Consider the following 14,309-nt stretch of genomic DNA (forward strand, 5'->3'; position numbering starts at 1 on the left):
AGCCATTTGGTTTGCAAATCGTGCCAAAATGATGGCGCGGAACAACCCGCGGACGACGGCCGTCTCAATTTCGCGTGTCGCCGAGGTCTTTCATCCGCCGCCGTCCGTTCGAACGACATCGACTCGCAGCGCCCATGATGGCGTCCCGACCGGATTTCTCAGGAACAGACGCGCTGCACCAGTCCGACGAGCTGTTCGGGGCTGAAGGGCTTGATCAGCCAGCCGTCGGCACCGGCCGCCCCGCCGACCGCCTCGTTGGCGCCGTCGGATTCGCTGCTCAGAATCACGATCGGAATGTCGCGGTACCGCGACATGGCGCGCACGCGCCTGGTCAGCGCAACGCCGTCGAGCTTCGGCATGTTCAGATCGGTAATGATGAGATCGAAGCTCGCCGTCGCGAGTTTGCCGAGCGCGGCCTCGCCATCTTCAGCCGCCTCGACCAGAAAGCCCGCGGCGCGCAACGCAAAGGCGATCATGTCGCGCATCGTCTTGGAGTCGTCGACGGCCAGAACACGCTTACTCATCGCAACGCCATCCAGCTCTTGAACCCAGCTCGACAATCTCATCCCGCGCTCCAAGGCCGCAACCCATCATACAGCGGCTTCGGAACGTGACGGGATCCTTCACTGGCTTATCGATTCCCTTCCGGCCGCTGTCACTTCAAGACCGCCGGCAACCTTAACGGGGCGAGCGCGCGGCGCCATCCTGCAAACGCCTTTCGGCTCAATATGTTCGGTCGACGATCGAAAGGATGAACTCAGCCCGCGGAGCGCGGCCGCCCGTAGTCCTACGTGCGGGACGGCCTTCGCGTGATCTGGCGGCGGTCATCATAATGGCAGACGGCGCTGCGGCGTCGACCTCGCTCGGTCGACGTTTGCGCCTCATCTCAAACCATCCAATTCTCGAATTCCGCCTGAAGACCGAGATCGGCCAACGCCGCTCGAAGCGCCTCGGATGCGTTGGCAATTCTAAACGGCGTTCCCGCGCCGTCGGCGCTGCGCGCCGCCGCAAGAAGCACCTGGATGCACGGCGTCGAGACGCGATCGACCGCGCTTGCATCCACCAGCACCGCGCCGCAGTTGAGACGCTCGACCATGTGGCCGCGCAGTTCCTTCGCCCTGGTGATGTCGAGGATGGCGGGCAGTGCGAACGCGTCCATTGAAGTCACCACGGCCGCTTCCTCCTCAAAACGTGGCTAGCTGCTGCGGCGCTTCAGAGAAAGGCCACCACATGCAACGAAGCAGAAGACGACGACTTGAAAAACGATCCCGCAGGAAATGCGCGGGTGCCCACTCAACCCCGAAACGAACCTCTCCGAGCCATTATGTTCGGGTTGATTAATGAAGCGATAAATTCCCGCTCCCGAGCACAACCTCCCGTAGTTCTACGTGCGGCATGCTCTGTAGGCTGACATTTGATTCGACGCCGATCTCGCCCGCCTTGCGTTGACGATCGTGCGATGGCGCCCCGCAGTTCGTGAGGCCAGCAGGCGGTGGCGCCGCTGCGCGGCATCGGATTCAAATCCGCTTCGCTGCGCGAACTCCTCCTTGGTCCCGACACCGCGAGCGGCGGACTGCGCGGAAATGTGTGCGCACGGGCATGCGCATGCCCCCCATGATTATGGGTGTCGCAGGAGGCCGGACGGGGTTAAGCTTGCCCCACGGGCGGCGGCCACAGGCAACAACCGGAGGATGGGCGATGACGGTTGAAAAGCAGCCTTCGCAGACGATCACGATACTGCTTGTCGAGGACGACGCCCCGACCTTGTGGCGGCTGCAGGAGGCACTCGTCAAGGCCGGCTTCGAGGTGCGGGCCGCAGCCAACCTTGCCGAGGCGCGCGACAGTCTCGCGGCAGGCCCGCCGCGGGTGCTGCTGACCGACCTGCAACTGCCCGACGGCCATGGCAACGCGCTGATCCGCGAGACGCGTGCGCGTTTTCCGGAAACCGAGATCATGGTGATCTCCAACCTCGGCGACGAGGAGAGCGTGATTTCTGCCATCACGGTCGGCGCGACCGGCTATCTGCTGAAGGACGCATTCCCGACCGACATCGCCGCGACCGTGCATGAACTGGTCGCGGGGCACTCGCCGATCTCGGCCTCGATCGCGCGCTTCATCGTGCGCCGGACGCAGACGGCGGGCGAGCCCGCAGGCGAGCCTCCGCCCGGCCCGGCGCTCAACACCGCAAAACTGACGCCGCGCGAGATTGATATCCTCTGGGGCATCGCCAAGGGTTTTAGCTATGCCGAGATCGCCGGGCATCTCGGGCTGTCCCGGCAGACCGTGCCCGGCCACATCAAGAGCATCTACCGCAAGCTTGAAGTCCACACCCGGGGCGAGGCCGTATTCGAGGCGGTCCAGCAGGGCCTGATACAACTGTGAGCGGTTTTGCGGTCATCCCGGTCAGGCCGCCCAAGCGCTGGCGGCTCCGCGTCTCGACGTTCCGCACCGTGCGCTACGCCGTGCTGCAGATCCTGATCGTGGTTGCCTGCGTCTTCGTGCTTCACCAGCCGCCACCCGAGCCGCCCGCGCGCTACGCGCTCACCGAATTCAGCCTGAAGGAGAATGGCGCGACCCACGCGGTCACGCTGCCGCACTTCACCGCGCACCGCTTTTCGATGAACGACCCGCCGGTCTACACCGGGGAGTTCGCCTGGTCCGAGGCCGATGCGCGGCAGGCCTGGTCGGTGTTGCTGCCGCGCTTCACCAACGGGGCGGAAGTCGCGGTCAACGGCGTCGTGCTGCTCGACAGCCGCCGTGATTCGGCGGCCAACCGTTCCGACCGCGCCACGCCGGAGATCGTGGTGATTCCGGGCTCGCTGCTGCACAACGGCGCCAACGGGATCGCCATCCGCCTGTTCGTGTGGGGTCCGATCACCGGCTTCCTGGACCGCGTCTATGTCGGGCCTGATGACGCGCTGCGGCCCTATTACGATCTCAGAACGCTGATCTTCGTGACCATGCCGGTGGTGCTCGCGGCATGGCAGGCCATTCTCGCCGTGATCCTTTCCATCATGTGGATCATGCGACGGCACGAAGTAGCCTATGGCGTGCTCGCCGCGGCGATGGCACTCGGCACCGTGCAGGCCTTCGTCCCGACGCTGGCGCCGCCGCAATCCGGACATCTCGGCGGGATCCTGCTCGCATCCGCGCCGCTCGAAGCCGGTCTGGTCCTGATCTTTGCGCTGTTGTTCTTCGGCTGGAAATGGTCCCGCGCCGGCTGGCTGATCTTCCTGCCCGGCCTGATCGTCGCGGCCGCGGGGGTGTTCGGAAGCCGTGCGCAGCTCCGCGAGGTCTTCCTGTTCGTTGGCACGCCGACGGTCGGACTCTACCTGCTGTTGCTCGCGCTCGCCGTGATGCAGGTGGCGATCCGACGGCAGAATTTCGCGATCCTGATCTTCGGCTGCGCGGTCACCATCGTGCTGACCTGCTGGATCCACGACCTGTTGTCGGTGCTTTCGATCGTGCCGGACCGGCGCATCTTCTACTCGCGCCTGTCCTACTCCTCCATGCTGATCGCGATCGGCGGCGCGCTGACCTGGCGATTCGCCCGCGCGCTGAACCAGGTCGACGGTTTTGCCGGACGGCTGGTGGTACGCGTCCGCGAGGCCGAGGAGAAGCTGAAGCAGAGTTTTGCGCGCGAACAGGAGCGGGAGCGGGCGGCGGCGCTGGCGCGCGAGCGCTCGCGGCTGATGCGCGACCTGCATGACGGCCTCGGCGGCCAGCTCGTCTCCATCGTGGCGCTCTCCGAGCGCGGCGAGTCCATCGCCCCGATCGGGGACGCTGCGCGCGCCGCGCTGAAGGACCTGCGCCTGGTGATCGATTCGATGGACGACATCGGCGGCGACCTGATGCTGGCGCTCGGCTCCTGGCGCGAGCGCGCCGTGGCGCAGCTGCGCCCGCACAACATCGCGCTGGATTGGCGGACGACCAGCGCGCAAGGCCTGCCGGTGCATCCCGAACTGCGGCCCTGGCACGTGATCCAGATCCTGCGGCTGCTCGACGAGGCGCTGACCAATGCGGTCAAGCATGCCGGCGCGATGCGCATCCAGGTCACCATCGCGACCGTCATGGATGATGCCGGCCACGCCTGCGGCTGCATCACGGTGGAAGACGACGGCAAGGGATTTGACCTCGGCGATGACGGAATGGTGCCGGCCCGACGCGGCGGGCGCGGCCTGCGCAACATGAAGAAGCGCGCGGCACAATGCGCCGCCGAGCTCGAGCTCGTCTCGAGCGCCGCCGGGACGCGGGTGCGGCTCAAACTGCCCTACCGCTTTCCCGACGGCGACGCATCGGCAGTTTGATCACGATCCCTATCGACGGAAACAGTCTTCTTCCCTCCCCCTTGCGGGGAGCGGTCGGGGGCGGGGGTCCCCGGATTCAGCTCGTCGTGTGGTACCCCCACCCCGGCCCTGCCCCGCAAGGGGGGAGGGAGCGCACCTTCGATGCGGCTCCAGGTCAAGGTGGTGCCGGGCCGCGCGCACATCCTGAAGCGGTGCCATGAACATGGCATGGACCATCCCGATCACATCGAGGAGTTTGCGCCCCGCGTTGACGCAACGCGTCCTCAACCCCTCGTGCATGCAAGGAAACTCCCATGACCAAGACCGTGCTGATTACGATCACTCTGCTCGCCCTCAGCGGCGCTTCGGCCTTCGCGCAATCCGGACCGACGCCGCAGGAGAGGATGGCCTGTCGCAGCGACGCGCAGAGTTTTTGCGCCGAACATATCGGCAAGCCGGGCGAGATGAATGCCTGCCTCGCCGCCAACAAGGCAAAACTCTCGGGCTCCTGCCGCAAGGTCGTCGAAGCCCATGGCGGCTAATCTCGCCGTGCGCATCACGCCGGCAAAGACAAGGCCCGCGCATCGCTGCGCGGGCGTTGTGCGGGTTACCGAGTTGGCGATCCGGCTGGTAGGCTTCAGATCGCGGCGGCGACTTTGTCCAGCCCGATGATGCGGGCGAGCCGCCGCACCTCTTCCTTCTGGTCGTCACGCAGCTGGAACAGCAGCGGCATCGCCGCAGATTTGAGCTGTTGCACCTCCTGCGAGTCCGGATCGATCGCCGACGCATTTGCATTCGGATTGGTCTGGCGCGCCGTGCGAATCTTGCGGGCGACCGCGCGGAGCGCACTCTCGATCCCCGGCCAGTAATATTCCTGGTCGGAGGTCAGATGCAGCCGTTCCTTGATGCCGGCGATCTGCGCGTCGCTGAGCAGTGCATAAGGCCTCTGCGGCTGCGGCTTGCTCGCGAGTTTCGGCTTCGCGGGCGGCACGGCCCCGGTGACGGCAGGCATGGCCGCGGCGACAGCGTTTTCCGCCTCGGTGTCGGTGGGATTGGACGAGGCATAGGCCTGGCGCAGCGGCTCGCTCAGGCTCACGGCCTGCGCGGGCTCGGCCGTGGTCGGCGGCAACGCCACCGCGAGCTTGTCGTGCTTGCTGTCCCGGTTTGCGACAGGCGCGATGGCCTTCGCCGGAATCATCTCGGCGGTCGCCATCGGCACGCTGTCGCGGCCGAGAATGCTGATGATTGCGGCGCCGCCCAGAAGGCAGCAGATCAGGGCGATGAATGTGATCGTCCGTGTCAAATCCTACTCCGCACGCATTCGATGACTGACCGGATCGTCCCCAGAAAGTCATACTTTGTCGGAAAACTGAGCGTTAATTAAGGCCTAATAACGCCGTCGTGACGACCGCTTCATGCATAGCTGAATGAAAACAGCGAGGAAAAGGCAAAAATCAGGCAGCCGGGGTTAATACGTAGGCATCCTGGATATCGGCGACGATGTCGGATGCCTCAAAAAGCGCTCCCGGCTCGACCGCATGGATGCTGACGGTCCAGTTGCGGCCTCGGGCCGTGCGCGGCACGCCGACGATTTCGAATTCGATGTTCCGGCACAGCGGATGCCGCTGCAAGGCGTGACCGACGCGGATCCTGATCTCGTCGAGCGTCGCCGGTGTCTTTGCAAAGAATTTCTCGAGGTCCATTCGCATCCCTCCAGATCCGGAGTTCCGGGCGCTCGGGCGCCGGCTCTGAGCGGATTCTGGGGACGCTATGGTTAATGCGGGGTTAAAGCCGCGACTCACAATCGCGGCAAGGCGGTATCGGCCTTCGCATGGATGGGCGGCCGTAGAACGTCGGCCCGTCAGAATCCGTCGAACAGGCGAATGCGCGGCAGCTCCAATTCGACGGGTTCGGCAGCGTAATCGCGTCCGCTGCCTTCCTGGTAACGGCGGGCATTGCCGTCGTCGGGATAGATCCGCGCACGATTTTCCGCGCGATAGCCGCGCGAAACGCTGTCGTCGGAATAGCTGCGCGCGCCATTGTCGGTGCGGTAGCTGCGTGCCCCGTTGTCGTCGCGAGCACCGCGCGCGTCGCCGTCGTCTCGCGACGCCTGCTCCATGTCACGCGGATCCGCCTCGGGCGGGCGCTGCATGCGGCGCCGCTCCACCCACTGCTGGTGATGCCGGCTCTGGCGCTTCTGGGCATTCCGCCTCGCATCCGCGTCCGGGGTCTTCAGGTCTGCCTCCCGCGCTTTGGCGAACGCTGTATCGGGAGCCCCAGGCTTGTCATGCGCATCGCGCTGCGTCGCTTGCGGGGATGGCGACGGCGCGGGGCTGGGGTCGCGCGCGGCGGCACCATTCGTCGCTGTGACGGCCGTGGATTGCGTCCTGGATTGCACCGAGGATTGTGACGAGGATTCCGTCTTCGCGCTGTCCTGGCCGCTCTGCGCTGGCACATCCTTCGCGGCCGGCGTGATGGCCGCCTGCGCCACTCCGGAATGAGGCGAAGGCGACGGGCTCGGCGACGGCTCGGCTGCGCGCCGCTCGAGTTTCGTCGTCTGCGCCGCGGGCGCCTTCGGATTCATCGTGTTGGCGATCATGAGTCCGCCGCCGAGGCCGCCGGCAACGACCATGATGACGGTTCCCGCCCCCGCGAAAAAAGCTGTCGACGTGCGCATGGTCCGGCTCCCTGTCTGCCGGGCAAACGCGTGGGCGAGAACGATGTTCCGGCCGCGCTGGGCCGCACCCGGCGCCGGTATTGGAACCGCCAATCACGCGCTCGCGAGAGCGCCCTCGAAACGGTTCGGCACCTCGATATCGACCTCCAGCGTGGAGATGTCCTTGCCGCGCTCCATCCGCACGATGACCTTGTCGGGATCGAGCGTCACGTGACGCGAGACCGCAGCGAGGATCTCCTCCCGCAGCAGCATCAGGAGATCGGACTGACCTCGGACGCCCCGTTCATGCGCCAGCAGGATCTGCAGCCGCTCCCGCGCCACCGGCGCCGAGGCGGGACGGCTGGAAAACAGCCGTAGAAAGCTCATGCCGCCCTCCGTCCGCGCAGCAGGCTCATCAGCCCCTTGCGTTCCGACGGCACGATCATCGGGACCGTCTCGCCGAGCAGCCGGCGGGTCGCGTCGGTGTAGGCGCGCGCCGGCGTGCAGACGGGATTGTTCAGCGTCACCGGTGAGCCCACATTGGAGGCGCGCAGCACGTCCTGGCTCTCGGGAATGATTCCAAGCAGCGGCGTCGCCAGGATTTCCAGTACGTCGTCGATGCCAAGCATATCGCCACGGGCGGCGCGGGCCGCATCGTAACGGGTGAGCAGGATGTGCTTCTCCACCCGCTCGCCCTTCTCAGCTTTGACGGTCTTCGAGTCGAGCATGCCGATGATGCGGTCGGAATCGCGCACCGACGACACTTCCGGATTGGTGACGATGACCGCCGTGTCGGCAAAGCGCATCGCGAGCATCGCGCCGCGCTCGATGCCGGCCGGGCTGTCGCACAGCACCCAATCGAAGCTTTGGCGCAGTTCGTTGATGACGCGGCCGACCCCCTCCTCGGTCAGGGCGTCCTTGTCCTTGGTTTGGGACGCCGGCAACAGCGACAGATTGTCGAGCCGCTTGTCGCGGATCAGCGCCTGCGGCAGCTTGGCGATGCCTTGGACCACATTGATCAGGTCGAACACGACGCGCCGCTCCGCGCCCATCACCAGATCGAGGTTTCTGAGCCCGACGTCGAAATCGATGACCACGACCTTCTTTCCGGCCTGCGCAAGCGCCGCTCCCATCGCGGCAGTGGACGTCGTCTTGCCGACCCCACCCTTCCCAGACGTAACAACAAGCACCTTGGCCATTTTTCCCACCTCCTAAGATGACTCCAACACCATGAAATTCAGTTCAGCGGGGTCACCCGCATGGTCTCGCGGTCGAGCCAGGCCTGCACCGGCCGGCTGCGCAGGCTCGCGTCCAGCTCGTCCGCGGTCTGGTAGTAGCCGTCGATGGCGAGCAGCTCGGCCTCGATCCTCTGGCAATAGATCCGCGCAGCCGAATTGCCGTTGACACCGGCCATCGCACGGCCGCGCAGCGTGCCGTAGACATGGATCGAGCCGCCTGCGACGATCTCGGCGCCGGAACTCACCGACCCGAGCACGGTGACGTCGCCGTCCGGAAACACGATCGACTGTCCGGAACGGACGGGACTGTCCAGCAGCAGCGAGGTCTGCGGCGGTTTCGGCGGCGGCTTTTTCGGCTCGACCGGCTGAACCTGCTGAACCTGGAGGGTGCGGCCCCCCGTCACCAGCGGCGGCAATTGCGGCGACAGCCGCTCGGCGTCGACGCCCTCGATGCCGAGAATGCGGATCTCGCGCGCCTCGATGCTCCGGACCAGATGCGAGATCGCGGACGGGCTGAGGTCGAGCGCCGACAGATCGAGCACCACCGGCTTGCCGACGAAAAAGCCCGGCGAGCGCGCCAGCGTGGTATCAAGCAGCTCGAGCCAGCCTACGATCGGGGCGGCGGGGGAAAACACAAAAGCGACATAGGAGCGGCCGCGAAAGCGAATGGGCTGACGGGTCGGTTCGGGGTTGACAATATCCATGACTTTTCGACTCGCCTTGGTTAGCGAACGGTAAACAATCGGCGGTCATGGTTAACGGCTGGTTAATGCCGGTGGAATCGCGGTTTCTTCGATGTTACTACATTAGTAAATGCTTAATCAGGCGCCGCTTGCCGAAGGTTCAGCGCGATTTTGCCGTGATTCGGACTTAATAATGTCGCCCCATAGTTCCACACGAAAGGCGCGGGGAAAGCCCGGATAACGGGAACTCACGCGAAGTCGACGAGCGGACGTTTTGCCGGGGGATGGGCAATGGGGTCTGACCGGGATGCCATGATCGCGTCACACTGCGCGCGATTTGATGATGATATGTTGCATACGGCATCATCATCCGGCGGCCTGGTTACCATTTCCCTAAGAACATTAGAAAGACTGCATATAGTACCGCTCATCGGATTTTTCCCTTTTGTAACCTTCGGTGCAGAGGGAACGGTGCGTGGAGCATTTCAGCGTCAAAGGAGTGGCGTATGAGTGAAATGGGTGAACAGGATCAGGTCGCTTCGCAGGATCCGTTGAACTACGCGCCACGCTGGTTGCGCGAAAAGCCGGAGCAAAGGACCGCGACCGCGAGCGAGCCGCGCGCCGAACGGGACCCCAAACCGGAATCCGTCGGGCGGGCCGTATCACGGACCTCGACGCTGGACCGGCAGCTCGAGAGCGCGGTCTATGAATCGCTGCGTCATTCGCTCGATCCGCAGGTGATGCCCGAGCCGCCCGGATTCGGGCGTGGCAAGGAACCCAAGCGGTTCTCCAGCTTTGCCAGCCGGGTCGCGGTTGCGGTCGGCGTGTCGGCCGTGGTCGCGCTGTTCTTCGTCATCATGACGCCCGCAGCGCGGCAGCCCGACGCCGGTCAGTCGCTGGCGACCACGCTGGAAAACCTGACCGCAGCGGTGGCGCGCACGAGCAACCAGTCGGACGAGGGCACCAACAAGCCGGCGCTCGCCGAGTTCAAGGGCCTGTTGGCCCAGCCTCAGGAACCGAGCGGCCAGATCGCCAATCAACAGCAGTCAGAACAACTGCTACAACAGTTCAAGAGCTGGCGAGAAAAGGCCGGTCCGAACGATCCCCCCCAATGACACCGTTGCCAGAAACCTCAATGAGAGGAACGATAATGTCTGATCACTGGTCCCACTCGACCTTGGTACGGAATTCGCGTTCCGCCCTTCGCTGGACCGCGATCCTCCTCGGCACCGCCGCATTCATCTCGACAGCGAACGCGGCGCCCGGCGACAACGTCAACATCGTCCGTGATCTCGCCGGACGGGTCGGACCGATCATCGGCTCCGCGCTGGCGTGCCGTGACATCGCCCGTCCGCGCGTGCAGCTGATCGCCGACAAGTTCCAGGCCGTGATCAGGGAAGCGTCCTCCAACGAAGCCGAGCGTGATGACCTGACAAGGCTGCTCGACCGCTATGTCGCCGACGGCCGAACCGCCGTCTCCGGCGGCCGGGTCGACTGCCGCGTGGCGGAGCGCCAGCTTTCCGATCTCGAACAGTCGATCGCCGGCCCGTCGCTGTCGGGCGCGCTGGCGCCATCGTCCGCCGCGGCGGCGACCGCGCCGACCGTCCCGGTCCAGCAGCCGCCGTCGATCCCGACGTTGAGCAGCGTGAACAGCGTCAGCAACGTGCGCGGCGTGACCGATCGCGAAATCCGCTTCGGCATCTGCGGGCCGTTCTCGGGCGCCGCGAAGGAACTCGGCCGGCAGATGAAGCTCGGCGTCGAAACCGCCTTCAACCGGGCCAACGAAGCCGGCGGCGTCGACGGCCGGATGCTGAAGCTGGTCGCGGCCGATGACGGCTATGAACCGTCCCGGACGCTGGATGCCATGAAGCAGCTCTACGAGAAGGACCAGGTGTTCGGCTTCATCGGCAATGTCGGCACGCCGACCGCGGCCATCGGCATTCCCTATGCGCTGGAGCGCCGCGCCCTGTTTTTCGGCGCCTTCACCGGCTCGAACATCCTGCGCAACGATCCGCCGGACCGCTATGTCTTCAACTATCGTGCGAGCTACGCGGAAGAGACCGACGCGACGGTCCGCTATCTGATCAAGCTGCGCCATCTGCAGCCCCGTCAGATCGCGGTATTCGCGCAGCAGGACTCCTATGGTGACGCGGGGTTTGCCGGCGTCGCCAAGGCGATGCGCACGCTGGGCGTCAGCGATGGCGCCATCCTGCGGCTCGGCTACAAGCGCAACACCGTCGACGTCGACGATGCGGTCAATCTCCTGAGGCTGCAGAAGACGCCGGTCAAGGCGGTGGTCATGGTCGCGACCTACCGCGCCGCGGCAAAATTCATCGAAAAGACCAAGGACGTCTATCCCGGCCTGATCTACACCAACGTGTCGTTCGTCGGATCCACGGCCTTGTCGGATGAACTGATGCTGCTCGGGCCGCGCTTTGCCTCCGGCGTGATCGTGACCCAGGTGGTGCCCGCGGTCGGCGGCTATTCGAGCGCCGTCATGGAGTACAAGAACGCCCTCGCCAAATACTTCCCCGGCGAGAACGCAGACTACGTCTCGTTCGAAGGCTATATCGCCGCCAACGTGCTGATCCAGGGGCTGAAGAAGACCGGTCCGCAGATCGACACCGAGCGGCTGATCGACAATCTCGAGGCGATGCGCAACATCGACCTCGGGCTCGGTGCGCCGCTCAATTTCGGCCGCGGCGAGCATCAGGCGCTGCACAAGATCTGGGGCACCCAGATCGACGACAGCGGCAAGTACGTGCCGATCGAACTGGAATAAGACCGAACGGCAAACAGCTCGCATCCCCGCCCGCCCCGCAAGGGGCGGGCGTTTTGTTTTGTGCCTGACGAGCGGGGGAACGGGCGCCCACGAGCGGCGCCCCTACAACCGGCGCAGGGCGACCCTCGTGGTCGCCTTCCCCGCAAGCGGGGAGAGGTGAACAGCGCGCGCTAAACCGGCGGGTCGACCGCCTCGTCGTATTCCTTCTTGAAGCGCGCGATCAGTTCGGCCGCGGGCAGAATCGCCCCTATAGACCCGACGCCCTGCCCGGAGCCCCAGATCTCCTTCCAGGCCTTCGGCTTGGCCCGTTCGCCCGACGCATCGGTGCCGAAATTCATCTTCGACGGATCGGAGGTCGGGAGATTCTCAGGATCCATGCCGGCCGCAACGATCGAGGGTTTTAAGTAATTGCCGTGCACGCCGGTGAACAGGTTGGAGTAGACGATGTCCTCCGCGCCCGAGGCCGTGATCATCTCCTTGTAGCGCTCGACCGCATTGGCCTCCTTGGTCGCAATGAACGCGGAACCGACATAGGCGAAGTCGGCGCCGAGCACCCGTGCCGCACGGATCGCGCGGCCGTTGGCGATCGCGCCCGACAGCGCGATCGGCCCGTCGAACCATTGTCGGGTTTCCGCCACGAAGGCGAATGGCGAAATCGTGCCGGCATGTCCGCCGGCCCCGGCTGCAACCAGAATGAGGCCGTCGGCGCCCTTCTCGATCGCCTTGTGGGCGAACTTTTGATTGATGACGTCGTGGAACACGATGCCGCCCCAATGATGCGCGGCCTGATTGAGCTCCTCGCGCGCGCCGAGCGAGGTGATGATCATGGGCACCTTGTACTTCTCGCACAGCGCAAGATCGTGCTCGAGGCGGTTGTTCGAGCGGTGCACGATCTGGTTCACCGCGAACGGCGCCGAGGGTGTCTCGGGATGCGCCTTGTCATGGGCCGCGAGTTCTTCGGTGATCCGCGCCAGCCATTCGTCGAGCAGTTCGGGCGGGCGGGCATTCAGCGCCGGAAATGCGCCGACGACGCCGGCCTTGCACTGGGCGATCACGAGATCGGGCACGGAGATGATGAACAGCGGTGAACCGATCACGGGTATCGACAGACGGCCCTTGAACAAGGCAGGCATGGACATTTGCAACGTGTCTCCTTCGGCTCAAGTGCAGATCGCGATGCACACAGGCATAAGATGCCAGACATCATACCAAGCGCGCAACCTCGCGTCTTGCGCCATGGCGGCAACGTAACTGAACGCTCGCGGGCGGAAAAGTGCCTGCGGCCCTAGATCATCTTGAACGCGACGATGAAGCCCGCCACCAGCACCGCAAGCAGGATCGCCACCGCAAGCCCCAGGTGCTTCTCGATCCTGACCTTGATCCAATCGCCGTAGCGGTTGAGCAGAACGGCTGCAATGAAGAAGCGCCCACCGCGCGTGATGATCGAAAACAGGATGAACAGCGGCAGATTGTAGCCGGCAAAGCCCGAGGTGATGGTGACGAGCTTGTAGGGGATCGGCGTCACGCCCTTGGCCAGGATGATCAAGGCGCCCCATTCGGCATAGGAAGCACGAAAAGCCTCGACCTTATCGCCAAGACCATAAAGCGTGATCAGCCAGTGGCCGACGGAATCATAGAGCAGCGCACCGATGGCATAGCCGAGGATACCGCCCAGCACCGACGCGACCGTGCAGACGGCGGCATAGAGCCAGGCCCGCTTCGGCTGCGCCAGCGACATGGGAGCCAGCATGATATCGGGAGGCACCGGAAAAAAGGAACTTTCCGCAAAAGCCACGGCCCCCAAAATCCACAGCGCATAGCGCTTGTCGGCGGCCTCGACACACCAGTCATAGATCCGTTTCAGCATGGGCGCGATGAACCACCCCGCGGCCGTTTTGTCCATGGGGAGCGGATCGGGTAATTTGCGGAGGCCTTAGCGGCGTTTGCCCAGCTTGCGGCCTTCGAGCGCGACAATTGGTCGCCGCTCGGCCAGCGGCGGCGACTTGGGCAGCTTGACCGGCGACTTCGGCAGTTTCTCGGCGATCCCGAGCAGGTGCTCGCGGCGCTCCATTTCCCGCCAGATATCGGCCGGCTGTACGCCACAGGCGGCCCAGAGCACAGTCAGATTGTAGAGCAGATCGGCGCTTTCGCGGACCACCGCATCGGCATCGCCGCCAACCGCGTCGATGGCGACCTCGATGGCCTCCTCCGCCAGCTTCTTGGCCATCTTGGCCGGACCGTGCTGGAACAGCCGCGCGGTTCGCGAGGTCGCCGGATCGAGGTCCCGCGCCGCGAGCACCGCCAGATAGAGCCGTTCAAGCGAATCACTCATGACATCGACGCTAGTGGAAAGCCGCGACAGAGACGTTAACAGTGTTGATTAAAATGGAAAAAATCCGTCCCCCGTGGGGCGAACAAGGGGCGCCCGAAAGCTGACATCCCGGAAGGATCTACTGGCACCACGAGGAGGATCGTCCGCACAAAGCGAGCGATAGACGCGATACAACCCCGTTCAATCGCCAATGCCGAGACTAAGTTCCTAGCGGCTGCTGGTTTGTACGGGACCGGCGATCATGACATCGATGTCATCATCGCAGGCGGATGCTTCCTTGCTCATGGACCGTTCAGCTTCCATGGGCCAGAATGGCAACGGGTGAGGATACG

General features: G+C 64.7%; 16 protein-coding genes. 5 read left to right on the forward strand and 11 right to left on the reverse strand.

From position 1 onward, the window contains the following. Positions 1-158: 158 nt before the first annotated feature. Positions 159-524 carry a response regulator gene (locus tag JOZ76_RS21960; protein ID WP_291701794.1) on the reverse strand — a complete coding sequence of 122 codons (366 nt, stop codon included), beginning with the start codon at positions 522-524 and terminating at the stop codon, positions 159-161. Between the two features lie 362 nt (positions 525-886). Continuing rightward, positions 887-1,171, reverse strand: a complete 285-nt coding sequence (locus JOZ76_RS21965) for an STAS domain-containing protein (protein ID WP_291701796.1) — start codon at positions 1,169-1,171, stop codon at positions 887-889. Between the two features lie 527 nt (positions 1,172-1,698). Here JOZ76_RS21965 and JOZ76_RS21970 point away from each other — a divergent pair. The 3 genes from JOZ76_RS21970 (at position 1,699) to JOZ76_RS21980 (ending at position 4,828) form a co-directional block, all read left to right on the forward strand. Further along, positions 1,699-2,382: a response regulator transcription factor gene (locus tag JOZ76_RS21970; protein ID WP_291701798.1), complete on the forward strand. Its 684-nt coding sequence runs from the start codon at positions 1,699-1,701 to the stop codon at positions 2,380-2,382. Next, entirely contained in the window at positions 2,379-4,307 is a 1,929-nt protein-coding gene (locus tag JOZ76_RS21975) for a sensor histidine kinase (RefSeq protein ID WP_291701801.1), read from the forward strand. Before JOZ76_RS21970 ends, JOZ76_RS21975 begins: the two co-directional genes overlap by 4 nt. Before the next feature lie 293 nt (positions 4,308-4,600). After that, complete coding sequence (locus tag JOZ76_RS21980) at positions 4,601-4,828, forward strand: hypothetical protein (protein WP_291701803.1); 228 nt, start codon at positions 4,601-4,603, stop codon at positions 4,826-4,828. Positions 4,829-4,923: 95 nt separating this feature from the next. Here JOZ76_RS21980 and JOZ76_RS21985 read toward each other — a convergent pair whose 3' ends face one another. From JOZ76_RS21985 to minC, 6 genes are all read right to left on the reverse strand, one after another. Further along, entirely contained in the window at positions 4,924-5,589 is a 666-nt protein-coding gene (locus JOZ76_RS21985) for a hypothetical protein (RefSeq protein WP_291701805.1), read from the reverse strand. 151 nt (positions 5,590-5,740) lie between these two features. Continuing rightward, positions 5,741-5,989, reverse strand: coding sequence for a hypothetical protein (locus JOZ76_RS21990; RefSeq protein WP_291701807.1), 249 nt, complete (start codon positions 5,987-5,989; stop codon positions 5,741-5,743). A gap of 158 nt (positions 5,990-6,147) precedes the next feature. Continuing rightward, on the reverse strand, positions 6,148-6,918 hold the full coding sequence (locus JOZ76_RS21995) for a hypothetical protein (RefSeq protein ID WP_291701808.1): 771 nt from the start codon (positions 6,916-6,918) through the stop codon (positions 6,148-6,150). A 138-nt stretch (positions 6,919-7,056) separates the two neighbouring features. Further along, positions 7,057-7,329: a cell division topological specificity factor MinE gene (gene minE / locus JOZ76_RS22000; RefSeq protein ID WP_291701810.1), complete on the reverse strand. Its 273-nt coding sequence runs from the start codon at positions 7,327-7,329 to the stop codon at positions 7,057-7,059. After that, positions 7,326-8,141 (reverse strand): septum site-determining protein MinD, encoded by an 816-nt coding sequence (minD, locus tag JOZ76_RS22005; RefSeq protein ID WP_291701812.1) that lies wholly within the window; start codon positions 8,139-8,141, stop codon positions 7,326-7,328. Before minD ends, minE begins: the two co-directional genes overlap by 4 nt. A gap of 38 nt (positions 8,142-8,179) precedes the next feature. Further along, a complete protein-coding gene (gene minC / locus JOZ76_RS22010) occupies positions 8,180-8,884 on the reverse strand; it encodes a septum site-determining protein MinC (RefSeq protein ID WP_291701815.1) in 705 nt (234 codons plus the stop codon). Positions 8,885-9,369: 485 nt separating this feature from the next. Between minC and JOZ76_RS22015 the strand changes: the two genes are divergently transcribed. Then, the gene (locus JOZ76_RS22015) at positions 9,370-9,978 is read left to right on the forward strand and encodes a hypothetical protein (protein ID WP_291701817.1); all 609 of its coding nucleotides are present in this window, start codon (positions 9,370-9,372) and stop codon (positions 9,976-9,978) included. 35 nt (positions 9,979-10,013) lie between these two features. After that, positions 10,014-11,645, forward strand: a complete 1,632-nt coding sequence (locus JOZ76_RS22020; RefSeq protein WP_291701819.1) for an ABC transporter substrate-binding protein — start codon at positions 10,014-10,016, stop codon at positions 11,643-11,645. Between the two features lie 170 nt (positions 11,646-11,815). On the opposite strand, the gene JOZ76_RS22025 is transcribed toward JOZ76_RS22020, so the two are convergent. From JOZ76_RS22025 to hisE, 3 genes are all read right to left on the reverse strand, one after another. Beyond that, a complete protein-coding gene (locus tag JOZ76_RS22025; protein WP_291701821.1) occupies positions 11,816-12,784 on the reverse strand; it encodes an NAD(P)H-dependent flavin oxidoreductase in 969 nt (322 codons plus the stop codon). 146 nt (positions 12,785-12,930) lie between these two features. Then, positions 12,931-13,512, reverse strand: coding sequence for a YqaA family protein (locus JOZ76_RS22030; protein WP_291701849.1), 582 nt, complete (start codon positions 13,510-13,512; stop codon positions 12,931-12,933). 66 nt (positions 13,513-13,578) lie between these two features. Continuing rightward, entirely contained in the window at positions 13,579-13,977 is a 399-nt protein-coding gene (hisE, locus tag JOZ76_RS22035; RefSeq protein ID WP_291701823.1) for a phosphoribosyl-ATP diphosphatase, read from the reverse strand. Positions 13,978-14,309 lie beyond the last annotated feature (332 nt).

Origin of the sequence: Bradyrhizobium sp. (assembly GCF_019244115.1) — a bacterium.
Lineage (GTDB): Bacteria > Pseudomonadota > Alphaproteobacteria > Rhizobiales > Xanthobacteraceae > Bradyrhizobium.